The organism is Enterobacter sp. RHBSTW-01064 (assembly GCF_014103035.1).
In the GTDB taxonomy this organism is placed as follows: domain Bacteria; phylum Pseudomonadota; class Gammaproteobacteria; order Enterobacterales; family Enterobacteriaceae; genus Enterobacter; species Enterobacter mori.
The window spans coordinates 243361-265652 of sequence record NZ_JABXOU010000005.1 but is presented as its reverse complement, the minus strand read 5'-3'; the positions used below and the strand labels follow the sequence as shown (position 1 = coordinate 265652).

The window sequence follows — 22292 nt, the reverse complement described above, 5'->3', positions numbered from 1 at the left end:
AGCGCAAAGAGACGTCCTTCTCTTACACAATCGAAAAAATTTATAAAACAACTTGACCTGAATATTTAAAATATGAAAGCAAACTGCTGTGCACTGAACACCACTATTCCAGCAAATGAGAGATAAGGTCCGAAAGAAATAGTGAGGTTATTTTTATTTAAATGCGTTAACGCGAAATAACCGACAATACCGCTCAACGCAGCGATTAATTCCAGCGAGGGCAATGCCTGCCAGCCGCACCAGGCGCCCAGGGCCGCCAGCAGCTTAAAATCACCATATCCCAGCCCTTCCCGTCCGGTGGTCAGGCGAAACGCCCAGTACAGCAGCCAGAGCGAGAGATAGCCCGCAACGGCGCCGAACAGCGCATCGCGTAGCGGCAGCGTATGGTCAAATGCATGGAGCAATAATCCTGCCCACAACAGGGGCTGCGTCAGGCAGTCCGGCAGCAGCTGGTGCCGCCAGTCGATCAGCGCAAGGGGCATTAAAAAGCTCCCCAGCAGCCACAGGGAGAACAATGACTGGACGTCCGGCATACACCAGGCGGAGACGCCAAAAAACAGCGCGGAAAAAAGTTCGATTAAAAATATCCGCAGCGGGATGGCGGTGCCGCAGCGGCTACAGCGTCCGCGTAAAACAAGCCAGCTGACCAGCGGAATATTCTCCCAGGCGGCCAGCGCGTGCTGACACGCCGGGCAGTGCGAGGCCGGGAACAGCAAATTGCCTCCGCCCTCGTCGTCCATCACCATGCCCGGTACGCGCTCGGCGACGACGCCCAGAAAGCTCCCCACTATACCGCCCAGGATCGCGCTCATCACCGGGAACCCCACCGGGTAGACCTCCCGCATCAGCGCGAAGGTGTTCATGCGGTTTTGCTCCAGGTGAGCTGCACTTCGGCTTTTACGTCACTGAGATGATCGACCGGGGTGAGGCTCATTTTCTGCAATCTGACGCCTGCGGTCTGGTTAATTTCCCGCAGCCAGCTCTTTAATTCATAAACGTTAACGCGACTGACCACAAAGGATAAGGTTTGCCCATCCTGACGCACATCCGTCAGTGACAAATTAATCTCATGCGCACTATTCTCCACCACCGTGCGTGGATTATCCGTTTTGATAATCTGTACCTGCAGATGATTTTTATCTATTTCACTGCGCATCCAGTTCAGCGTCTCCTTTTGTCTGCTTAGCGTGGCTTTACTGTTTTGAATCATATTATCCAGCGGGATCACACCTGCGTAATAAACGGCCGCCCCTGCAAGGGCAACGGCAAACATTTTTATAAGAACTTTTTCCCTGACGCTGTAATTCTGGTAACGAGACTTAAGCTGCGCGATTCGCTCTTTCATTTATATTTCCCTGCGATCATGGCGGTATAAGGCGCAGCGGTGGAGACAGGCTGCAAGGTGAAATCAAAGTTTTCACCGGCCTGCTTCACAAACGTCTGCAACGCGGTTTGGGTTTGCGCACTGACGCTCAGCGTCAGCGTATTCTGTTGAGCATCGTATTCCAGCAGATCGATCTCCATCGCCGGTACGGCCTGCCTGGCTTTCTCCAGCACTTCAAGCTGCAAAAATACCCCTTTGGTCTGTTTCTTCATGTTTTGACCAAAGTGGTATTTGATGTTGGTCTGCTGGCGCATGCTGGGGAAATGGTGCTGGTAAACCTGAACAATCTCCTGCTGAATGGCATTCTCCTGCTGAACGAGCATCCAGGCCATGGCGACGCGCGGGCCCAGGAGCAGGCCGAGAGAGAGCAGGCCCGCCGCGACCATTGCCGCTTTGATGCCTTTCCGGGCTTTATCCGTGCCCGCTTTTGCACTGAATTCGCCGTGCATAATATTCACGCGGCAGGTTTGCCACTGCGGCTGAATCAGTACCAGCGGGTGCTGCCAGGGCTGCAGAAGGTCCACGTCAACCCCCTCAGGCTGCGCGCCGTAGCAGCACACCTCGCCCTCGCCCGCTTTTTGCATCAGCAGCGGCAGCAGGCTGGCCTCCATCTCCCCGGCGGTATGAGGGGATAAACGCAGCCAATAGCTTTCATCCTGTTGGACAAGCGTGCTTCCCCCTTCAGCCACCGGCAGTAGCCAGGCATCCGGCAATGCCTGAATCACCTTCATTCCAGCGGCCTGAAAACGGGTTAACCATGCGCGCAGCAGGTCGGCATCAATCGCCACAGCATCGACCTCGGCGCCCTTTTTGTTGAGCACCGTCCAGTGAAGGTTATCCACGTCACCAATCAACGTCTCTTCCGCCATCCACGAGAATGCCGTCGCCTGCGAGGCAACTTTCTTCGGCAGCGTAAAGTGGCGGAAGATCATGTTGCAGGCGGGCAGCAGCAAACAAACGCGGGCGGCCAGAGGATGGTCCACCAGCGCGTCCAGGCTCTCCAGCACCTCAACCTGCTCGCTGCCGGAGACACACCACATTATTTTCCCGCCCTCGCGGCTGTCGGGACGAACAAAAAGGACCTGTTTCATAGCGTTCTACTTTTCTTATTCAATCATTCGGTAACGACGTTGCCACGTCACGATCTCACCGGCTTCGTTATTCACCTGAAGCTGGCTCACCACGCGAAGCGTTAATTCATCGGTATTGCCGGTATAGTTCACGCGGAAATACCGGCTATTAATGGAGAGATAGTCGGCCACCTGTGGGAGGTCGTCCTTTAACTGAGGGAAGCTCTGCTCCAGCGCTTTGCTGAAGGTTTCCCTATTTTCCCAGCCGGTTTCAGGACGCGATTCAATCAGGCGAGCGGCATCATCTTCATTGAGTTTTCCGGGGAACAGGGCGGCCAGTAAGGCGGCCTGCTCCGGTTTAAGGGTGTTCACATCCACCTTGCTGGCGGAGTCCGGCAGCGCGCACAGCAGCTTGCTCACCTTCGGATAAGCGGCAGCCGGGAACGCAGGCAGCAGCTTGATCTCGGCAATGGTGCGCATCATCTGGTTCGCCGGTTGGCGGGCGGGCACCACGCCAGCCCAGGCATCGGTCTCTGCGCCTTCTTTGGCCGTCGTCGTGTCGCCATCGAGATAGTCCACCAGCTGCAGATACACCTCTTCCGCGTTGGTCTGGCTCAGGCCGCTCTCCGTCAGAAGCCGTTCAACAATCTGCTCTCTGCGGGGCTTTTCCGGCACCGTCGGGGCGTTTTGCCCCTGCGCAATTTTTTCGACCGCCAGCAGGTTATTGACGTTAAAGCAGTCCTGCGCGTCTTCCACCTGGCTGACCACCGTGTAGTCTTCACCCCGGGTTTCCAGCGGCTGATGCCAGTCGCCGTCGAGGGAGAGCGGTTTGCTTTCCCCGCTGGCGTCGGTCTGCAGCCGGTCTTTCACCACCTTTTCCTGCGCCTGCATCGCCCAGCGCAGCTGCTGCTGGCTTACCTGGTAATGCGTTTTTTGCAGGTTGCGGCAGAACTGCTGGCTGATTTTGGCGGCCAGCGCCGACATCATCACCAGGAGGATCAGCACCACCAGCAGTGCCACGCCTTTCTGTTTGCGTAATGCACTCATGATTTTGCTTCCGGTGCCGGTTGTGGCGCAGGCGCTGCGGCAGGCGCTGGTGTGGCCGCTTCAGGCATATCGCCCGGGGTCGTAAACACCCAGCGCCAGGTATCGCCGTTTTCCATGGTCAGCGTCAGCTCCACGCCGTCCGGCAGGTGCGCCGGGTCGTTCCAGCTTTTCTGCCAGCCCTGACGGTAAAAACGCCACTGGAGGGATTTCACCGCGCTGACAATTGGGACTTCATCGGGTTTGGCGTCCGCCGGGCCGTCAATCACCGGCCAGACGTCGCGATACAACCGCCCCGCTTCCAGCCGCCAGCGCACGCGCTCCAGCTGGACCGTTCCGCTCACGCCGTTCAGCGTGGTCAGCTCAAGCGCGTCGTCCACCTGACGAAACAGTTCCGGCTCGTTGCGCGGCGCGCGCGCCTGCAGCTGGTAGAAATCGCGCTCCATCAGGTTCCAGGCCCGCTGGAGCTGATTGAGCTTCGCCGCGCTGGCATCGGTGGCCGAGCTGGTGCGCATCGCGCCGTCCAGAATTTGCCAGGCCAGGGTGCTGATCACCGCAAAGATGGTCAGCGCAATCATGATTTCCAGCAGGGTAAAACCGCCCTGGCGTCGGGTTCTCTTCACTGGCTCTCTCCCGGCCCAACGATCTGTAACGTGATGACCGGCTGGCTGTCGTCGCCCTCCGCATACACGCGGATGGCGTTAGCCCAGCCGCTGTCGGCGGTTTTGACCCGCTGCTTGTGCCAGTTCCAGCTGCGTCCGCCCATGATTTCCGTTCCCTGCTGCTCAGCATCCGGGAAGTCGGTTTTCGCGAGCTGCGCTTCTGCCAGCTGATTCTCAGCTACCCAGCTCGCCTGCAGCGTGTCGGCCAGCCCGTGGGTAAAACGCACGTTCAGGGAGACCGAGTTCATCAGCGCCAGCGCGGCGGTGGAGAAGATCACCAGCGCGACCATGACCTCCAGCAGCGTCATTCCCGTTTGCTTTTTCTTTCCGTTAGCCATCGTTTTCTACCGATACCGGAGCCGCGCCCTGCGACACCACGCGGAAATGGTGCTGTTTGTCGTAGCTTTGCAGCGTCAGCGTGAAGCGGCTGATTTCACCGTCCGGCAAAAAGATCACCTGCGGCTCGGAGGCGACCGTGGCGGCCAGACGCTGCGGCGAGAGCGAAACGTGCATCTCCTCAGGGAAATCGCCTTTGGTGGTAATACGGCCCGCGGTTAACGGCACCCAGCGGCGCTCACCGTTTTTATCGTCGAGCGTCACCAGCAGATAGTTATCCGTGGTCATTACCAGCCCGACGATATTTCCATCCATTACCGCACGGTCTGAACCATAATCAACGAGGGCTTTTAATTGCTGGCCAAATATATCCGCACCGCTGCGCGAGGGTATTGTTGACACCACCATCATGGCGCAGCTGGCAAATATCACCAGCGCCAGAATAATTTCCAGCAACGTAAAGCCGCGTTGATGTTTCATTATTTCTCTTTCTTATCCAGAGACCAGTTCGTAATATCATCAGCGGTATTGGCTTCACCGTCCGGACCGGCAGAGAAGACGTCAACCGCACCGTGTTCGCCCGGGCTCACCAGGATATAATCCCCGCCCCACGGATCCTGCGGCAGGCGGCGAATATAGCCGTCGGCGCGGTAGCCGTTCGGGATGGGCGCGATTTCAGGCTTGGTCACCAGCGCCTGCAATCCCTGTTCGGTGGTCGGATAGCGGTGGTTATCCAGCTTGTACATATCCAGCGAACCTTCGAGCGCGACAATATCGCTGGTCGCTTTTTGCGTATCCGCTTTTTCTTTATTGCCCATTAAGTTTGGCACCACCATACTCGCTAAAACGCCGAGAATAACGATGACCACCATTAATTCGAGCAATGTGAAGCCCGCCTGGCGAGCCAGGTTTTTACGTTTTAAAGCCATGATTTAACCTACCATATTATTAAGTTGCAGAAGCGGTTGTAATATTGACAGCACGATGAATAAAACAATCGTCGCCATGGAGACCACCAGCGCCGGTTCAAATACCGACAGCGTTAACGTAATGCGATGCTGCAGCGCCGATTCCTGGTTTTCCGCCGCGCGGTCCATTAAATTGCCTAATTCGCCGCTCTCTTCGCCGGAGGCAATCATGTACAGCATGGTCGGCGGGAATAATTTCGCCTGCTCGAGCGCCGCGTAAAGCGATGCCCCCTGGCGCACGGTATCCGCCGCCTGCTCCAGCACCTGTCGGGCGTAGAGGTTTTCGATACCGTCCATGGCGATATACATCCCCTCCAGCAGCGGTACGCTGCTGGCCTGCAGAATACTCAGGGTGCGGATATAGCGGGCGCTGTTGATGGCGCACACCAGCTTTTTAATCGGCGCGCCGTTCACCAGCCAGCGGTTCCAGCGAAAACGGTTTTTGGCATTTCTGAGCCAGGTTTTAAAACCGACAACCCCACCGCCCAGAAGCCCGACAATATAGATGCCGTAGGCCTGCAGGAAATCGCTCACCGCAATCAGCGTGCGGGTGGTGATCGGCAGCTGCTGCTTCATGTGGGTGAACTGCTCGATCACCTGCGGCACCACCGCCACCAGCAGAATGCCGATCACCGCGATGGCCACCACTGTCAGGGTTATCGGGTAGACCATCGCCTGCGTCAGCTTGCTTTTCATCTTCTGGCGCTGCTCGTTGTATTCCGCCAGCTTCTCCAGCACGTCGCCCAGGTGGCCGGTCTTTTCACCGGCCATCACCAGCGTGCAGTAGAGCTTGTCGAAGGTGCGCGGGAACTGGCTAAAGGCGTCGAAGAGCGTATGCCCTTCCACCACCTTCTCGCGGATCTCTACCACCATCGTCGCCAGCTTTTTGTCTTCCGTCTGCTTCGAGATCGCCTTCAGCGCGCTCTCCAGCGGCAGCGCGGCGTTGACCAGCGTGGAGAGCTGACGGGTAAACATCGACAGCACCGGCGTGGAGAGCTTGGCCCCGGTTTTTGCTTTACCGGACGCCGCCGCCTCGCGGGTTTCGGTGATGCTGACGGGCATCAGCTTTTGCTCGCGCAACATCTGGCGAACCTGCTTTTGCCCCTCGGCCTGCAAAGTGCCGCGCCGGGTTTTGCCCGCGACATCCGTCGCCGTCCAGGCGTAGAAGGCCATTACTCATCTCCCCCACGCTCGGCGGTGACGCGCATCACCTCTTCCAGAGAGGTTACGCCGCTAATCACCTTCAGCAGCCCGTTTTCGCGCAGGCTGTAGGCCTGCTTAAACAGCTGCGTTTCGATGGACATCTCGTCCTTATCTTCATGAATGGCCCGACGCATGGTGCTGTCCACGACGAGGAACTCATGAATACCGGCACGCCCCTGGTAGCCGCTCTGGCGGCAGTGCTCGCAGCCCACCGCGCGGTAAATCGCTTTGGGCGGCGCGTCCATAAAGCTGAACAGCGCTTTTTCATTGGCGTCCAGCGGACTGGTGGTTCGGCAGTGGGTACACAGCCGACGCACCAGACGCTGGGCAATGACACCGAGCAACGATGAACCGATTAAAAAGGACTCCAGCCCCATATCGCGCAGACGGGTAATCGCCCCTGCGGCGCTGTTGGTGTGCAGCGTAGACATGACCAGGTGACCGGTGAGCGACGCCTGCACCGCAATTTGCGCGGTTTCACCGTCGCGAATTTCCCCGATCATCACCACGTCCGGATCCTGACGCAGAATAGCGCGCAGCCCGCGGGCAAAGGTCATGTCCACGCGCGGGTTAACCTGCGTCTGCCCCACCCCTTCCAGCTCGTATTCAATCGGGTCTTCAACGGTCAGGATGTTGCGTTCATGGCCGTTCAGCGCCGAGAGAATGGCGTACAGGGTGGTACTTTTACCGGAGCCCGTTGGCCCGGTGACCAGGATAATGCCGTGCGGGCGGTCAATCAGCCCTTTTAACTTCTCCAGCTCTTCATCAATCAGGCCCAGCTTGTTGATGTCGGGCTTCAGGTTGCTTTTATCGAGCAGACGCATGACCACGCGCTCGCCGTACTGGGAAGGAATGGTCGACACGCGCACGTCGATCGCCTTGCGGCCAATGCGCAGGGAGATACGACCATCCTGCGGCAGGCGCTTCTCGGCGATGTCCAGTTTTGACATCACCTTGATGCGCGACACCAGCAGCGGCGCGAGCTTACGCGCCGGCTGCAGCACCGGGCGCAGCACGCCGTCGACGCGGAAGCGAATGCTCAGCGTGCGTTCGAAGGTTTCGATATGAATATCCGACGCGCCGTCTTTGACCGCCTCGCCGAGAATGGCGTTGATCAGGCGGATCACCGGGGAGTTTTCGTCGTTATCGAGCAGATTCTCGTGATCCGGGATCTCCTCGGTTAACGCCATCAGATCGATATCCGCGTCCATGTCGTCCACCAGCTGCTGCGACATGCCGCTGCTCTGCTGCCAGATCCTGGCAAGCAGTTCGTCAAAGGCTTCCGCCGTCAGGGTCACCGGGACGAACGCGCGTCCCAGCACCCGGCGCACCTCCAGCAGTGCCGTCGCTGGCGTGTCATCACGGATGTAGACGTCATTGTTATAAAACAGAACGCCGTTATCCTTTGCGTAGCTGCTGCTGCACAGCGCTTTACTCAGTTCGTCCACGTTGCCCCCTCCGCCTTAGTGTTTGAACGGATTACGCGATGCGCTGGTTTTCACCGGTGCGGCGCTGGCGTCGACGGGAAACGCGGGCAGTACCGCGTTATCCGCTGGCTCAATAATGCCGAGCTTTTTCTCTTCCACACGCTGCTGCTGGCGGGCGCGGATCTGGTCATATTTCTCTTTTGACGCCGCGCTGTAGTTGTCGTCGTCACGCAGAACGGTGGTATGGATAAACACCATCAGGTTACGCTTGGACGAATCCTGCGAGGTGTAGCGGAACAGTTGGCCGACCAGCGGGATATCGCCCAGCAGTGGCACTTTGGAGACCGACTGCTTGGTGACGTTTTCCATCAGTCCGCCGAGCACCACCGTCTGCCCGCTGTGCACCATCACTTCGTTGTTGATGGTGCGGGTGTTAAAGGTTGGGCCGAGGCTGGCGTCTTCCGTCGCGCTGTTGTCAACGCTGGAGACTTCCTGCTCAATCTTCAGGTGGATCATGTCGCCGTCGTTGATTTGCGGCACAATTTTCAGCTTGGTACCGACCGTCTTACGCTCAACGGAGTTGAAGACGTTGTCGCCGCTGGTGGTCTGGGAGCCGGAGAGCACAGGAACGTCCTGACCGACGTTGAACGACGCCTCTTTGTTATCCAGCGTGACCACGCTTGGCGTGGAGAGAATGTCGTTTTTGCCGTCGGTAGAGAGCGCGGTCATCAGCGCCCCGAAATCGCCGTTAAAGAAGCCGGTCGCCAGGCCGGTGAAGCTCGCCCCCTTCATAGTGCCGTTCTTAATCTGGCTGATTGGCAGGCCGGTGGAGCCGAACTGCACGCCGCCGTGCTTGCCGGTCCACTGTACGCCGAGATCCAGACCGTTACCGTCCTGCACTTCAGCAATGATCGCCTCCACCAGCACCTGCGGACGGCGGATGTCGAGCTTGTCGATCACTTTCTCAAGCGAGTTCATCACGTTAGGCTGGGCGGTGATCACCAGCGAGTTGGTTGATTCGTCGGCGGTAATATTCAGATCCGTCGAGGCGCTCGCGGTTTTCGCTTTTGCGGCACCCGGCTTGTCCTTCAGATGTTCGCCAATCCCTGTCAGCACCGGCACCACCTTCGTGGCGCTGGCAAATTTGAGGTAGAAGACGCGGGTATTCCCCTCGTTGTTCTGCTCGCGATCCAGCTGATGGATCAGGGAGCGGGTACGCATGCGCGCATCTTCCGAACCGCTGATCACCAGGCTATTGGTTTCGTCATCCGCCACCACTTTGGTCGCCAGCTGCGGCGCGTTCTGCCCCTTCTGCTCTTCGTTGTTGAGGTTGTTCAACATGTCCGAGAGATCTTTAGCGGAGGCAAAGCGCAGCGGCACAATTTCGCGGCGTTGAATGCCGTCTTTATCGACACGCTGCACCAGATCCACCAGGCGGTTCACCACCGAGGCTTTACCGGTCAACAGCAGCACGTTGGAGGGCTCGAAGTGCACCACGTTGCCGATGCCGGTGGCATCGTTAAGCTGACGCAGCAGCGGGGCCAGTTCACGCACCGGCACGTTTTCCATGCGCACCACGCGGGTGATGATCTCATCGCCTTTGCCCGGGTTTTTGCTGTCGGCCAGCGGCGCGCCGGCGGTGCGGGCTACGCTTGAGCGCACCACTTTCACCATGCCGTTGTCCATCGGGATCACCGACAGGCCGTACAGATCCAGCACGCTCAGGAAGAACTGGTAGTACTCATCTTCCGTCAGCACGTTGTAGGTTCGCACCGACACAGAGCCCTGAACGGACGGGTCGACGAGAATGGTTTTGTTCAGATTGCGGCTCACCGTATCAATAAACTCGCGGATATCGGTATTTTTAAAGCTGGCGCTAAAGTTAGCTGCAAGCAGCGAACTGGAATATAACGACAATGCGGTCAGCGCCACGCACGCCCACGGAAATTTCTTCATGATGTACACTTGTTAATTGTTTAAAACATTAACCCGAATATTTTCAAGGTGAGCGTGCCGCCTGACGACGACCTCCGCCTCTTTCATTTTCGACCAGTTAGCGATGATATTTTTCGCCTGCGCTTCTTTCGTCATATCGACGTCGTTGACTTTCACTACCACATCGCCTTTTTTCAGCCCTGTATCGCTGTAAAAAGGAGACGCATTCCGTGGATTAATATTAAAGCCTTCCAGTTGGCCCTTTTCGATTAACGGCTTTAACACCAGATAATCATCCAGATGCACACTGTCCACGCCTGCATCTTTCGTCGATTTGGTCACCGGGCCGCTGTCAACGCCGCCTTTAAAATAATCAGGTTTATTTAACGCCAGTACCTGCGTAGCACCTTCGTAATTAACCACCACATTGTCTTTATTAATTTCCTGAATAAAAGCATCGTTAAAACCGATCAGCGGCTCGCCTTCACGGTAGCTCTTCTGGCCACCCGGCGTTTTGATAACGGCGAACGAAAGCCAGGCGTCATCGCTGCGAACAATGCCTTCTATTTCCGCTGCCAGCGGGACGTTTACCGCCGTTGCCGCGTTGTCCTGACGTACCGCTGCCGTGAAAAGGGTGAATGGCTTTTCGTCATGACGTTTTTTCAGCGGCTGCGCATCAGCATTAGCCAACTTATTCGTAACTTTTTTATAATCTTTAAACGTCAGATACCCTTGCTCGCCGCAAAAAATTAACAGCACAAACATAATGCAAGGCGTTACCCACCGTGACAGAAATGAGAACCTCATTTTTCATCTGGCCTTTAACAAAGCGAAAATAAGCAGCGTCGTGCTGCGCCAATATGTGAGCAAAGAGTAATTTCACGCTGTAAAAACAACCACTGACTTTGCCGCTAACTTTCATACCGAAAAATATTGACCGTATAAAATCCAGATGTTAGGCCTTACCGGCAGGATATTTTTACCCTGTGCGCAAATTGACCACCCTATAGCGTTGCTTTACTTTCTCGTCCTGTTGCTATTCCTAATCAGAGACGGTAAGTCGTTATGTATCAGAGCCACTTTAATTTTAAAAATCCGCCCTTTCGGAAAATAACCCGGTTATCCGGGGATTTTTTGGTGCCTTATCATCAGGACGTGTTCAACCTGCTGAAAGAGAAAACCCAACGGGCGGGAATTATCGGGCTCTTTTCCAACGATGCCCCGCTGCTGGGCCAGTTCAACAGTGCCCTGAAATCCGCTAATGCTGGCGTGCTTGCCATCAACGCGTTTCCAAAACTGAGTGCCAGTAGCCTGCTGTACAAACTCAATCCGGGAACGAAAGAGAGCAAGAACCGGCTTCAGGCGGTGGATGCCGTACTGCGTCAGTGGCAGGAGGGAAAAGCGAAAGCCAAAGTGCTGGTCATCGCCCATACCGAAGCGATGAAAGACAACTGCCGGGAAGTCCTGGCGATGTTGCTCACCCGCGCTCAGGAGCTGGATTTCCGGTTGTCCGTGGTGTTGATGGGCGCGGCGGATCAGGAAGCCGTTCTGAAGCAGCAGCCTGAACTGCGTGAATACACGCACACACATCATGCCTTGCGTCCCCTGACCTGCCGCGAATTCCTGAGCTATGTTCAGGCGCAGTGTGAGGAGCACGGGTGCGAGACTTCGCCCTTAACGCCGGCGCGCGTGCGCAAGATGCATGCCCTGACCAAAGGGAGTATCAGCAAGCTGAACGAGCTGGCGCACCTGTCGCTGCTGGCCGCCTGGACCGAACGGGCAAGACAGGTCAGCCCGCGTCATTTACGCCTGGCGGCAGGTGAGATCCTGCCCGCGAAAAAACACGGTAAGCGCCTGGCAACCGTGGGATTATTCGCGTCCGTGCTGTTCGCCGCCTGCGGCTGGTGTTTAACGTCCTCTATTAGTGCAAGACTGCCGGTTCAACTGCCCGTTCCCGTTAGCTGGCAACACCCGACGCCAAAAGTACAGGTGCCCGTGCTGCCGGTTATTGACAACGACGTCGTTAATCAGCCGGACGCCATGCATCAGCTTTATCAGATGTGGGGGTATGACGCCTCGGCGGAAGATGCCCTGTGTCAAAACGCCGCGAAGGTGAACCTGATGTGTAAACAGGGGAACGCCTCGCCGGATGCGCTGGCACTGGAGGGCTATCCATGGGTCAGTGAACTGAAAACCGGCAACCACCTTAATTACGCCGTGGTCGCACGCGTCGGGGAGACCTCTCTCGATCTGCTGATGAACAACCGTACCTGGCAGGTGAGCCGCAGCTGGTTTAATCAGCATGCGACCGGCAACTACACCCAATTGCACCGCCTGACGCCGGACGGCAAAGACGCCATCAGCGCCGCCAGCGATGCAAAAGACATGGGCTGGCTTGACCAGCAGCTGAGCGTGGCCCTTAACCAGCCGGAAACCCATGCCCAGACCTGGACGGCGGAGCTGATGAAACGCACACGAGAGTTCCAGCAAAAAATGCATCTGCACGTGGATGGCATTCCAGGGGAAGATACGCTGATGCAGTTAATGCGTGAAACCGATACCGCACCGAGCGTATTAATACAGGCCTCGCGTTCCACACCGGACGCGAAAAAGCAGGAGAAGCATTCCTGATGTCTACCATCTGTCTTGCGGCTCAGCGCAGCTACACTACCGGGGAGGCGGTCTGGTTTTCGTACCGCGTCCCAAACCTGAGAAAAGTGTTCGGTAAAACCTTTTTATGCATGCTGGGTCTGTGCGCCATGGTAATAGCAGGGCTGTACGCGCACATTTACTGGAACCTGCGCCACCCTGCGCCAGAACCGATAAAAGTGAGCGTCGCCAAACCGGAAACGCAGCTTTCGGATATGCATTATGTGTATGTGAGCAAACCGTTCCCACATCCGCAGCCGAAACCTGTCCCCGTGCATACCGACGTCCCGGCCATGCAGGATTTGCCCATTAACAGCGATGATGCCGACTGGCAGCAGGCACCCGATGGCGCCGTTCCGCACGATACCTCGCGGGATACCTTGCCGGGAACCGAAGCGCACGATGTTGCGCCCACCAGCGCAGGCGGCGATGATTCATCATTAACGGCGTTATTTAAGCAGGCGTTAAAAGAACAAGAGCAGGATTATTCCCAAGGCAAAATTCCCGCGCCGCCGGTAGACGAAACGCAGGAAAATCCTCAAAGCAGTATGCTACACGAAAATAAGGCGCGATCTCCCTTAAGTATTAAAGGAGACCGGCTGGAGTAATTAATATTTTTCTGGCAGAGCGTTGAGATTAAGAAGTCGACCTTTTTCCACCACGATATATTGGCCTTTCTTCAGGTCGGAGAGAATTTTAATAATGGTGCTGCGCGCCAGGTTGGTATATTCCTGGATGTAATCATAAATATTGATATCGCGCTGATGATGAACAATAAGCTCATTAATTTCGTACAAGAATTCGCGCACAACAGAGTAAGCGCTGCGGGCAACCAGCACATCGTCACGTTTGCTCAGCATGCAGATGTACCAGGAGAGCACTTTAGTCAATTCAGGCCATAAGTTGTTATCCGTCATCAACTGGGCGAAGGTCTCTTTCTTGATCGAGCGCACCAGGGTGTTGGCGCGAACGAGGCCGTACATATGGGTTGCGTTGTAGTACATCGAGGAGAGACCAAAAATACACTGGCCCGTAACCGTGAACATACACAGTTCGTCAGATTCGCGGCGGAATTCAACTTCACCGCTGACGATAATATGAATATATTGCGATTCAGACGTGGATATTTTCTGCCATTTCTTTAAGGTTTTTTCTTCAAAACCTGACGTTGCAGAAATAATGGCTTCCATTTCCTGTTGCGGACGTAATTTTTTTGCATAGATGCTTAACATTGTTATACCCGATTTAAGATGTAAAATTTAAAAGCCGCAATTTAGGCGAACGGGCCCAAATCACGAAATATTTTCCTGATGAAAAAATGAAAGATAAAAATAAAATAAGCGCGTTTTAAATTTGTTTGCTTCATTACTTAGCAAGCTATGTGTCTATCTTAAATCCGGATACTTTTAAGTCAATTAACTAAAAGTGAATTGAGTTTGTACTTAAGATTAATCTTAACGAAAACAGTCTAAATATACTCATTCGGGGGTAACCGAAGGATTACCCCTGCCCGTATTTTTCTAACAGTGCTTCTGCAATTGCCAGGGTTTCTACATCCGCGACGCCGTTCCACAGGTCAGGCCGGAAATGCATCTGGAACGCCGTAATGATGCGATTTTGCTGCGCCGGCGTGCTGTCAACCGGCACCTCATAGCCATACCGCGCCAGCAGATCGAGTAATGCACCGGTATCCACCTGCTGATAGCGCGGACGCCCGTTTATATAGAACGCGACGCGTGCCGGATCGGGCCATGCGCCAATGCCCTGCTGTGCCAGCTGCCGCCACGGGAAGAGCGGGCCGGGATCGTCTTTACGCTGCGGGGCGATGTCCGAATGGGCCACCACATTTTCAGGCCTGATGTTGTAGCGGGTGATAATGTCTTTGGCGAGCGGCACCAGCGCCGCAATTTGCGCAGGCTCAAAAGGGGTAAAGTGCTTAACGCCAGACGTTTTTTGCCAGCCACGGTTCTCCAGCTCAATCCCCACGGACGTATCGTTGATACGGTTGGTGCCGCGCCAGAAGCTGATCCCGGCATGCCACGCCAGTTCGCTTTCAGGCACCAGCTGCCAGATGCGCGGTTTGCCATCAGGAGCGGGAGGAATTGCCGGAATGAGATAGTGGGAGCTGACATTTTTGTCCGTTAAGGTCGCCAGCGAGCTGTCAAAATCATCCGCGGTATAGTGGATCACCAGCACCTTGATACGCGGGTAGGCCGCCTGCGCCTGGTGGCGGGTATCCAGCTCGTAGGCACCTTTATCAATAACGCCTTTTTCCGTGGCGCACCCTGCCAGCAGCAGCGCCAGCAGGAGTGTTGAAAGCGAACGCTTCATCGACGGGTTTTCACCGCCGTGCCGCTTACGCTCACCATCAGCATACTGGCGTCTTTACCGACCGTTTCGTAGTCAATATCAATGCCGACAACGGCATCAGCGCCCAGCGCTTTTGCCTGCTCGCCCAGTTCTTTAAAGGCAATTTCGCGGGCCTTGCGCAGCTCTTTCTCGTAAGCACCCGAGCGTCCGCCGACGATGTCGCGAATACCGGCAAAAAAGTCGCGGAAGATGTTGGCGCCCAGAATCGCTTCGCCCGTCACGACGCCGCAATACTCGGTAATTGGCTGCCCTTCCAGGGTTGGGGTGGTGGAAAACTGCATACTTTCTCTCCTTCTTTAGCGTTCAATGCCTTACCACCAGCATTATCGGTTCGTTACGCTATGATTGAAAGGATAGTTAATAAATAAGGAAATCAACATGCGCTACTCTGCTTTAACGCTTTTAGTGCCTTGCGCGCTGGTGCTCAGCGCGTGCACCACCCCGGTCACGCCAGCCTTTAAGGATATCGGTACCCGCAGCGGCCCCTGCATTGACGGTGGCCCGGATACCGTGGCGCAACAGTTCTATGATTATCGTATTCAGCATCGCGGTAACGATCTTACTGCCCTTCGTCCGTATTTGAGCGACGGTCTGGCCAAACTGCTGAATGATGCGACCCGCGATCCGCAGCATAACGCGCTGCTTCAGTCGGACCCGTTCTCCAGCCGCGCAACGCTGCCCGACAGCGCCGAGGTCGCGAGTGCTTCCACCATCCCAAACACCGATGCGCGAAATATCCCGCTGCGCGTGAAGCTGACCCAGGGCACCCAGTCCTGGCAGGATGAAGTGCTGATGATCCGCGAAGGCCAGTGCTGGGCCGTCGACGATGTACGCTACATCGGCGGCAGCGTTCATGCCCCGGCAGGCACGCTGCGACAGTCGATTGAGAACCGCTAACTCATCAGTAAAATAATTGTTAACCCCGTAAAATGTCCGGCATTTCTCGCGGAATGCCGACATTTATACTCGCCCCCCTTACCCTTCGCTATTTTGTGCTATGTTTAAGAGGAAATACGGGTTATATTTAACTTTTAACGCAGAAATATTGCATAACTATTCTGTCAACGGTACTATCTGCGGCCTCAATTGCTATAGATTGCCTGGATGAGTAAAGACTGCCCCGATGAGTATTAAACTAAACGGCATTAACTGCTTCTACGGCGCACACCAGGCGCTGTTCGACATCACGCTGAACTGCCCGGAGGGCGAAACGCTGGTTTTGCTCGGCCCAAGCGGCGCTGGCAAAAGTTCTCTTCTGCGTGTCCTTAATCTGCTTGAAATGCCCCGCTCGGGTACGCTGGCAATTGCCGGTAACCATTTTGATTTTGCGAAAACGCCGTCTGATAAAGCGATTCGTGAACTGCGTCAAAACGTGGGCATGGTCTTTCAGCAATACAATCTCTGGCCGCACCTGACCGTTCAGCAAAACCTGATTGAAGCGCCGTGCCGCGTGCTCGGTTTAAGCAAGGACCAGGCGATGGCGCGTGCCGAAAAGCTGCTGGAACGTCTGCGCCTTAAGCCGTACAGCGACCGCTATCCTTTACATCTTTCCGGCGGCCAGCAGCAGCGCGTAGCGATTGCCCGCGCGCTGATGATGGAGCCTGCGGTGCTGCTGTTTGACGAGCCAACCGCGGCGCTGGATCCGGAAATCACCGCCCAGATCGTGAGCATCATTCGCGAGCTGGCGGAAACCAACATTACCCAGGTCATCGTGACCCACGAGGTGGAAGTGGCGCGCAAAACCGCCAGCCGCGTGGTCTACATGGAAAACGGGTATATCGTTGAACAAGGGGACGCGAGCTGCTTCACCAACCCGCAAACCGATGCCTTTAAAAATTACTTATCTCACTGATGTGTTAGGGAAAATGATAATGAAAAAAGTATTGATTGCCGCGCTGCTTGCTAGCGTCAGCCTTTCCGCTACCGCAGCCCAGACCATTCGTTTCGCCACTGAAGCGTCTTATCCTCCGTTTGAATCCATCGATGCGAACAACAAGATTGTTGGCTTCGACGTAGACCTGGCGAACGCCCTGTGTAAAGAGATCGACGCAACCTGTACCTTCAGCAACCAGGCGTTCGACAGCCTGATCCCAAGCCTGAAGTTCCGCCGTATTGACGCCGTGATGGCCGGTATGGACATCACCCCTGAGCGTGAAAAGCAGGTGCTGTTCTCTACCCCTTACTACGACAACTCCGCCCTGTTCATCGGGCAGAAAGGCAAGTTCACGTCCATCGACCAGCTGAAAGGCAAGAAAGTGGGCGTGCAGAACGGCACCACGCATCAGAAATTCATCATGGATAAACATCCGGAAATCACCACCGTTCCGTATGACAGCTACCAGAACGCGAAGCTGGATCTGCAGAACGGCCGTATCGACGGCGTGTTTGGTGATACCGCGGTGGTGACTGAATGGCTGAAAGCCAACGACAAGCTGGCGCCAGTGGGCGACAAAGTGACCGATAAAGCCTATTTCGGTACCGGTCTGGGCATCGCCGTGCGTCAGGGCAACACTGAGCTGCAGCAGAAATTCAACGCTGCGCTGGAAAAAGTGAAGAAAGACGGCACCTACGAAACCATCTACCAAAAATGGTTCCAGAAGTAATTCCTGATGAATGAAATTCTTCCATTAGCAAGCGCCGCCGGGATGACTGTCGGCCTTGCCGTTTGCGCACTGATTATCGGCCTTGTGCTGGCGATGTTCTTTGCGGTGTGGGAATCAGCAAAATGGTTCCCCGTCGCCTGGACAGGTTCCGCACTGGTGACCGTGCTGCGTGGACTGCCGGAAATTCTGGTGGTCCTGTTTATCTATTTCGGTTCCTCACAGCTGCTGCTGACGCTGTCGGACGGCTTCACGATCAATCTCGGCTTTGCGCAGATCCCAGTGCAGATGCAGATTGAAAACTTCGACGTCAGCCCGTTCCTGTGCGGCGTGATTGCCCTCTCCCTGCTTTACTCTGCCTACGCGTCACAAACGCTGCGCGGGGCGCTGAAGGCGGTTCCGCAAGGACAGTGGGAATCCGGCCAGGCGCTCGGCATGTCGAAAGCGGCGATCTTTTTCCGCCTGGTGATGCCGCAGATGTGGCGTCATGCCCTGCCAGGACTGGGTAACCAGTGGCTGGTGTTGCTGAAAGATACCGCGCTGGTGAGCCTCATCAGCGTGAACGATTTAATGCTGCAGACCAAAAGTATCGCCACCCGTACCCAGGAGCCGTTTACCTGGTACATCGTGGCGGCGGCGATCTACCTGGTGATCACGTTGCTGAGTCAGTACATCCTCAAACGCATCGACCTGCGTGCAACGCGTTTTGAACGGAGACCGGGCTGATGCTTGACTACTTACCCGAGCTGATGAAGGGGCTGCACACCAGCCTGACGCTGACCGTGGCGTCCATCGTCGTGGCGCTGATCCTGGCGCTGATCTTCACCATCATCCTGACGCTGAAAACGCCGGTGCTGGTGTGGATCGTGCGTGCCTACATCACCCTGTTTACCGGCACGCCGCTGCTGGTGCAGATCTTCCTGATTTACTATGGCCCGGGCCAGTTCCCGTCGCTGCAGGAGTATCCGGTTATCTGGCACCTGCTCTCTGAGCCGTGGCTGTGTGCCCTGATTGCGCTCTCATTGAACAGTGCGGCCTATACCACCCAGCTGTTCTACGGGGCGATCCGCGCCATCCCGGAAGGACAATGGCAGTCGTGCGGGGCGTTGGGCATGAGCAAGAAAGACACGCTGGCGATCCTGCTGCCGTACGCCTTCAAGCGCGCACTCTCTTCCTATTCCAACGAAGTGGTGCTGGTGTTCAAGAGTACGTCTCTGGCCTACACCATCACGCTGATGGAAGTGATGGGCCACGGACAGCTGCTGTACGGACGCACCTACGACGTGATGGTGTTTGGGGCGGCGGGGCTGGTGTATCTGGTGGTCAACGGTCTGTTGACGCTGATGATGCGCCTGATCGAGCGTAAAGCGCTGGCGTTTGAGCGCAGAAATTAACCTGGCAAATGCATAAATCTGTATATCAAAGGCGGGTAACCTGATGGGTTATCCGCTTTTTTTTGTGTGAGACACAATATTTAATCATATTTATTGCATATAAATTCATTAACTGGCATTGTGCATCCATGCCGCAGACACGGCGCATGATGACAAGATAGACAGACGGGAGCATTACAATGAAAAAGTTAGTTCTGGCCGCATTACTGGCAACCTTCGCCGCTGGCGCATCCGCTGCGGATAAAATCAATTTTGGCGTTTCCGCCACCTATCCGCCGTTTGAATCGCTGGATGCCAGCAACCAGATCGTCGGTTTCGACATCGACCTGGCGAAAGCGCTGTGCAAACAGATGCAGGCCGACTGCACCTTTACCAACCATGCCTTCGACAGCCTGATCCCGTCGCTGAAATTCAAAAAATACGATGCGGTGATCTCCGGGATGGACATCACGCCTGAGCGCAGCAAGCAGGTTGCGTTCACCGACCCGTACTACGCCAACTCGGCGGTGGTGATTGCGAAAAAAGGGGCATACACCTCTTTTGACCAGCTGAAAGGCAAACGCATCGGAATGGAAAACGGCACCACGCACCAGAAATACCTGCAGGACAAACATCCTGAAGTGAAAACCGTGGCCTATGACAGCTACCAGAACGCGATTATCGACCTGAAAAATGGCCGTATCGACGGTGTATTCGGTGACACCGCCGTGGTGAACGAATGGCTGAAAACCAATCCGCAGCTGGGCACGGCAACCGAGAAAGTGACCGATCCGCAGTACTTTGGTACAGGCCTGGGTATCGCGGTACGTCCTGATAACAAGGCCCTGCTGGAAAAACTGAACGGTGCGCTGAAAGCGATTAAAGCGGACGGTACGTATCAGAAAATCAGCGACCAGTGGTTCCCGCAGTAATGGTTTTTGCCGGGTGACGGCTGCGCCTTACCCGGCCTACGGGGGGAGTTGTAGGCCGGGTAAGCGCAGCGCCACCCGGCACTCTCTCACAACGGCACAAAGAACCTGAACCGCGCCCCGCTCACCGACTCCATCAGCCTGATCCCGCCTCCGTGCAGCTCCAGCATTCGCTTCACAATAAGCAGCCCCAACCCGCCGCGATTCTCCCGCGATGCCTGGGTCGTCAACGCCGACGGCCGCTGGAACAGATCGTCGCGCAGTGCGGCATCGACGCCCGTTCCGCTGTCTGCCACTTCGACCTGAAGCTGTTGATTCTCCTGCCAGACCGCCAGACGAATTTCCCCGCCGGTCGGCGTATGCCGCATTGCGTTATCCAGCAGGTTGGTCACCACGCGTTCGATCATCGACACATCGGCGTTAATCAGCGGCAGCGGCCCCGGTACGTCGATATGCAGATTCACCTCGCGCGTGCGGGCAGTGAGCTCAAACTTCTGCGCCACGTCGGAAATCAGCTCCGCCATCGCGAACCGCTCGCGCTGCGGCTTTATGCCGCCATGCTCCAGGCGCGCCAGCTCAAACAGCTGCTGTGAAAGATGGCGTACCTTTTGCCCCTGTCGGAGCGCGGTAGCGAGATACTGCTGGTGCTCCTGCGGCGTCAGGGTCGCGGATTTTAGCGACAGGGTTTCCAGATAGCCCAGCAGCGAGGTGAGCGGCGTGCGAAGGTCGTGCGAAATGTTGGCGATAAACTCCCGGCGCTGGCGATCGCTGTCGGCCAGCTGGTCCCACTGTTGGGTGATTTTGCGTGCCAGTTCGATAAAGCTGTTGCGCAGGAGCGCCACTTCATCCTTTGCCGTCGCATCAGGCATTTCTACCGACAGCTGCCTGATTGCGCTCATGCTGTCCCGATCCAGCCCGGCGACCTCGACCGTCAGTTCTTTTACCGGACGCGTGACCCAGTACCAGACCAGCAGGCCCGCCAGCAGGCCAAACAGCGCGACCCACAACAGTGACCACTGCACCGTGCTCCACAGCGCCTTATGCCAGGCCATCTCCGCCAGCGCGTTCGACTCCTCGCCCTGCAAAATAATGTACAGATAGCCTTTTAGCTCGCCGTCCTGCCGCAGCGGCGTGGCGCTAAAGACTTTTTTATTCTGGCTGCGTGGATCGTCGCCCAATATCGGAATAGCGGTACCGCTCAGGAAGGTCTGAACCGGCGACAGGTCGATTTTTTGCCGCTGAATATGGCCCGGCGGTGCGGCATCGGCCAGGATATCGCCATCCGGGGAGACGACGTACAGCTCAACGCTCGGATTAAAGGTCATCAGCCGGTCAAACAGCGGCTTGAGTGACGTTCGGTCGACCCTGCCCTGCGCGTCCAGAATCGGTTCGCGCTGGACTATCTGTTGCGCCAGCCCGCCCGACAGCCGCTGCACCATCGCGTTACCGTACTGCGTGCTGCTGTAGAGCTGTACCGCGCAGGCGACGGTGGCGCAGAGCATCATCAGCAGGATGAATAGCAGCGTCAGGCGCTGGCTCAGGCTAAAGCGGCGCATCATGATTTGGCTCCGCAAATTTATAGCCCTTGCCCCAGACGGTGCGAATAATCTCCGGCTCGGCGGCATCTTTTTCAATCTTGATGCGCAGGCGGTTGATATGGGTGTTAACGGTGTGCTCATAGCCTTCGTGCTGATAGCCCCAGACCTGCTCCAGCAGCGCTAACCGGGAAAACACCTCGCCGGGATGACGGGCAAAGAAGTACAGCAGCTCGAATTCACGCGGCGTGAGATCCACCACCTGGCCGTGAAGCAGCACGCTGCGCGCCAGCGGATCGATAGTCAGCCCGTGAGCCTGAATTTGCCCGTCGGTTTGCGCCTGCCCCATCGCCTGCTGACGGCGGAACAGCGCTTTGATGCGCGCAATCAGCTCCTGCACCGAGAACGGCTTAGCCAGATAATCATCGGCGCCGGTTTCCAGCCCGGTGATGCGGTCGGTTTCGCTGCTGCGGGCGCTGATGATAATGACCGGCAGGTAGCGCGTCATCTGACGGATGCGGCGGCAAATCTCCAGCCCGTCAACGTTGGGCAGCATCAGGTCGAGGATCACCGCATCCCACGGCTGTTTTTCAAGACGCTGCAGGGCGTTGCCCCCGTCGGGCTCGTGGGTGATGGCGTAGCCTTCATCTTCTAGATTGAGTCGCAGAAGCGCCGCGATATCGTGGTCGTCTTCCACCAGCAGGATCTGCTTCATGGGTAAGCCTTATTCATTTCTTATGACGTAAGCTTACCTGATTTCGCAGGGATGAAGAGTTCACATTTTGTTGAACATTGTGCGGGGTTCAT

The 22292-nt window shown here is 56.2% G+C and carries 25 protein-coding genes; 8 read left to right on the top strand and 17 right to left on the bottom strand.

All coding sequences use genetic code 11. The features are described 5' to 3' along the window. Positions 1 to 65: 65 nt before the first annotated feature. From HV355_RS16685 to gspC, 12 genes are read right to left on the bottom strand one after another with little or no spacing between them, the layout of a single operon-like run. On the bottom strand, positions 66 to 863 hold the full coding sequence (locus tag HV355_RS16685; RefSeq protein WP_182402719.1) for an A24 family peptidase: 798 nt from the start codon (positions 861 to 863) through the stop codon (positions 66 to 68). Next, positions 860 to 1345, bottom strand: coding sequence for a type II secretion system protein M (locus HV355_RS16680; protein ID WP_182402717.1), 486 nt, complete (start codon positions 1343 to 1345; stop codon positions 860 to 862). The genes HV355_RS16685 and HV355_RS16680 overlap by 4 nt, the downstream gene beginning before the upstream one ends. Beyond that, the gene (gene gspL / locus HV355_RS16675) at positions 1342 to 2475 is read right to left on the bottom strand and encodes a type II secretion system protein GspL (RefSeq protein WP_120158444.1); all 1134 of its coding nucleotides are present in this window, start codon (positions 2473 to 2475) and stop codon (positions 1342 to 1344) included. Before gspL ends, HV355_RS16680 begins: the two co-directional genes overlap by 4 nt. 15 nt (positions 2476 to 2490) lie before the next feature. Beyond that, the gene (gene gspK, locus HV355_RS16670; protein ID WP_148399760.1) at positions 2491 to 3501 is read right to left on the bottom strand and encodes a type II secretion system minor pseudopilin GspK; all 1011 of its coding nucleotides are present in this window, start codon (positions 3499 to 3501) and stop codon (positions 2491 to 2493) included. Further along, positions 3498 to 4121 (bottom strand): type II secretion system minor pseudopilin GspJ, encoded by a 624-nt coding sequence (gene gspJ / locus HV355_RS16665; protein WP_182402715.1) that lies wholly within the window; start codon positions 4119 to 4121, stop codon positions 3498 to 3500. The genes gspK and gspJ overlap by 4 nt, the downstream gene beginning before the upstream one ends. After that, positions 4118 to 4498 (bottom strand): type II secretion system minor pseudopilin GspI, encoded by a 381-nt coding sequence (gene gspI, locus HV355_RS16660; protein WP_182402713.1) that lies wholly within the window; start codon positions 4496 to 4498, stop codon positions 4118 to 4120. Before gspI ends, gspJ begins: the two co-directional genes overlap by 4 nt. Then, positions 4491 to 4976 (bottom strand): type II secretion system minor pseudopilin GspH, encoded by a 486-nt coding sequence (gene gspH / locus HV355_RS16655; protein ID WP_182402711.1) that lies wholly within the window; start codon positions 4974 to 4976, stop codon positions 4491 to 4493. The genes gspI and gspH overlap by 8 nt, the downstream gene beginning before the upstream one ends. After that, complete coding sequence (gene gspG / locus HV355_RS16650) at positions 4976 to 5425, bottom strand: type II secretion system major pseudopilin GspG (RefSeq protein WP_028012525.1); 450 nt, start codon at positions 5423 to 5425, stop codon at positions 4976 to 4978. The genes gspH and gspG overlap by 1 nt, the downstream gene beginning before the upstream one ends. Before the next feature lie 3 nt (positions 5426 to 5428). Beyond that, positions 5429 to 6637: a type II secretion system inner membrane protein GspF gene (gene gspF, locus HV355_RS16645; RefSeq protein WP_182402709.1), complete on the bottom strand. Its 1209-nt coding sequence runs from the start codon at positions 6635 to 6637 to the stop codon at positions 5429 to 5431. Beyond that, positions 6637 to 8115, bottom strand: a complete 1479-nt coding sequence (gspE, locus tag HV355_RS16640; RefSeq protein WP_182402707.1) for a type II secretion system ATPase GspE — start codon at positions 8113 to 8115, stop codon at positions 6637 to 6639. Before gspE ends, gspF begins: the two co-directional genes overlap by 1 nt. Before the next feature lie 15 nt (positions 8116 to 8130). Beyond that, positions 8131 to 10050: a type II secretion system secretin GspD gene (gene gspD / locus HV355_RS16635; protein ID WP_182402705.1), complete on the bottom strand. Its 1920-nt coding sequence runs from the start codon at positions 10048 to 10050 to the stop codon at positions 8131 to 8133. A gap of 12 nt (positions 10051 to 10062) precedes the next feature. Then, a complete protein-coding gene (gspC, locus tag HV355_RS16630; RefSeq protein ID WP_182402703.1) occupies positions 10063 to 10794 on the bottom strand; it encodes a type II secretion system protein GspC in 732 nt (243 codons plus the stop codon). Between the two features lie 300 nt (positions 10795 to 11094). On the opposite strand from gspC, the gene HV355_RS16625 reads away from it, so the two are divergent. Then, positions 11095 to 12660 (top strand): peptidoglycan-binding domain-containing protein, encoded by a 1566-nt coding sequence (locus HV355_RS16625; RefSeq protein ID WP_182402701.1) that lies wholly within the window; start codon positions 11095 to 11097, stop codon positions 12658 to 12660. Continuing rightward, positions 12660 to 13286, top strand: a complete 627-nt coding sequence (locus tag HV355_RS16620; RefSeq protein ID WP_108415964.1) for a hypothetical protein — start codon at positions 12660 to 12662, stop codon at positions 13284 to 13286. Before HV355_RS16625 ends, HV355_RS16620 begins: the two co-directional genes overlap by 1 nt. Here HV355_RS16620 and HV355_RS16615 read toward each other — a convergent pair whose 3' ends face one another. From HV355_RS16615 to HV355_RS16605, 3 genes are all read right to left on the bottom strand, one after another. Next, entirely contained in the window at positions 13287 to 13910 is a 624-nt protein-coding gene (locus HV355_RS16615) for a helix-turn-helix domain-containing protein (protein ID WP_108415963.1), read from the bottom strand. Between the two features lie 268 nt (positions 13911 to 14178). Next, positions 14179 to 15009 (bottom strand): N-acetylmuramoyl-L-alanine amidase, encoded by an 831-nt coding sequence (locus tag HV355_RS16610; RefSeq protein WP_108415962.1) that lies wholly within the window; start codon positions 15007 to 15009, stop codon positions 14179 to 14181. Beyond that, a complete protein-coding gene (locus tag HV355_RS16605; RefSeq protein ID WP_006174327.1) occupies positions 15006 to 15329 on the bottom strand; it encodes a heavy metal-binding domain-containing protein in 324 nt (107 codons plus the stop codon). The genes HV355_RS16610 and HV355_RS16605 overlap by 4 nt, the downstream gene beginning before the upstream one ends. A gap of 97 nt (positions 15330 to 15426) precedes the next feature. Between HV355_RS16605 and HV355_RS16600 the strand changes: the two genes are divergently transcribed. The 6 genes from HV355_RS16600 (at position 15427) to artJ (ending at position 19953) form a co-directional block, all read left to right on the top strand. Next, on the top strand, positions 15427 to 15945 hold the full coding sequence (locus HV355_RS16600) for a lipoprotein (RefSeq protein WP_010429096.1): 519 nt from the start codon (positions 15427 to 15429) through the stop codon (positions 15943 to 15945). Positions 15946 to 16171: 226 nt separating this feature from the next. Next, positions 16172 to 16900 carry an arginine ABC transporter ATP-binding protein ArtP gene (gene artP / locus HV355_RS16595; protein ID WP_182402699.1) on the top strand — a complete coding sequence of 243 codons (729 nt, stop codon included), beginning with the start codon at positions 16172 to 16174 and terminating at the stop codon, positions 16898 to 16900. 19 nt (positions 16901 to 16919) lie between these two features. After that, complete coding sequence (gene artI / locus HV355_RS16590) at positions 16920 to 17651, top strand: arginine ABC transporter substrate-binding protein ArtI (protein WP_125914173.1); 732 nt, start codon at positions 16920 to 16922, stop codon at positions 17649 to 17651. A gap of 6 nt (positions 17652 to 17657) precedes the next feature. Next, entirely contained in the window at positions 17658 to 18374 is a 717-nt protein-coding gene (gene artQ, locus HV355_RS16585; protein ID WP_089599005.1) for an arginine ABC transporter permease ArtQ, read from the top strand. Further along, positions 18374 to 19042: an arginine ABC transporter permease ArtM gene (gene artM, locus HV355_RS16580; protein WP_010429086.1), complete on the top strand. Its 669-nt coding sequence runs from the start codon at positions 18374 to 18376 to the stop codon at positions 19040 to 19042. Before artQ ends, artM begins: the two co-directional genes overlap by 1 nt. A gap of 179 nt (positions 19043 to 19221) precedes the next feature. Next, positions 19222 to 19953: an arginine ABC transporter substrate-binding protein ArtJ gene (gene artJ, locus HV355_RS16575; protein WP_033145047.1), complete on the top strand. Its 732-nt coding sequence runs from the start codon at positions 19222 to 19224 to the stop codon at positions 19951 to 19953. A gap of 86 nt (positions 19954 to 20039) precedes the next feature. Here the strand turns inward: artJ and HV355_RS16570 are convergent, their stop codons facing one another. Both HV355_RS16570 and HV355_RS16565 read right to left on the bottom strand, forming a co-directional pair. Then, positions 20040 to 21509, bottom strand: coding sequence for an ATP-binding protein (locus HV355_RS16570; protein ID WP_182402697.1), 1470 nt, complete (start codon positions 21507 to 21509; stop codon positions 20040 to 20042). Further along, on the bottom strand, positions 21493 to 22200 hold the full coding sequence (locus HV355_RS16565) for a response regulator transcription factor (RefSeq protein ID WP_089599001.1): 708 nt from the start codon (positions 22198 to 22200) through the stop codon (positions 21493 to 21495). The genes HV355_RS16570 and HV355_RS16565 overlap by 17 nt, the downstream gene beginning before the upstream one ends. Positions 22201 to 22292 lie beyond the last annotated feature (92 nt).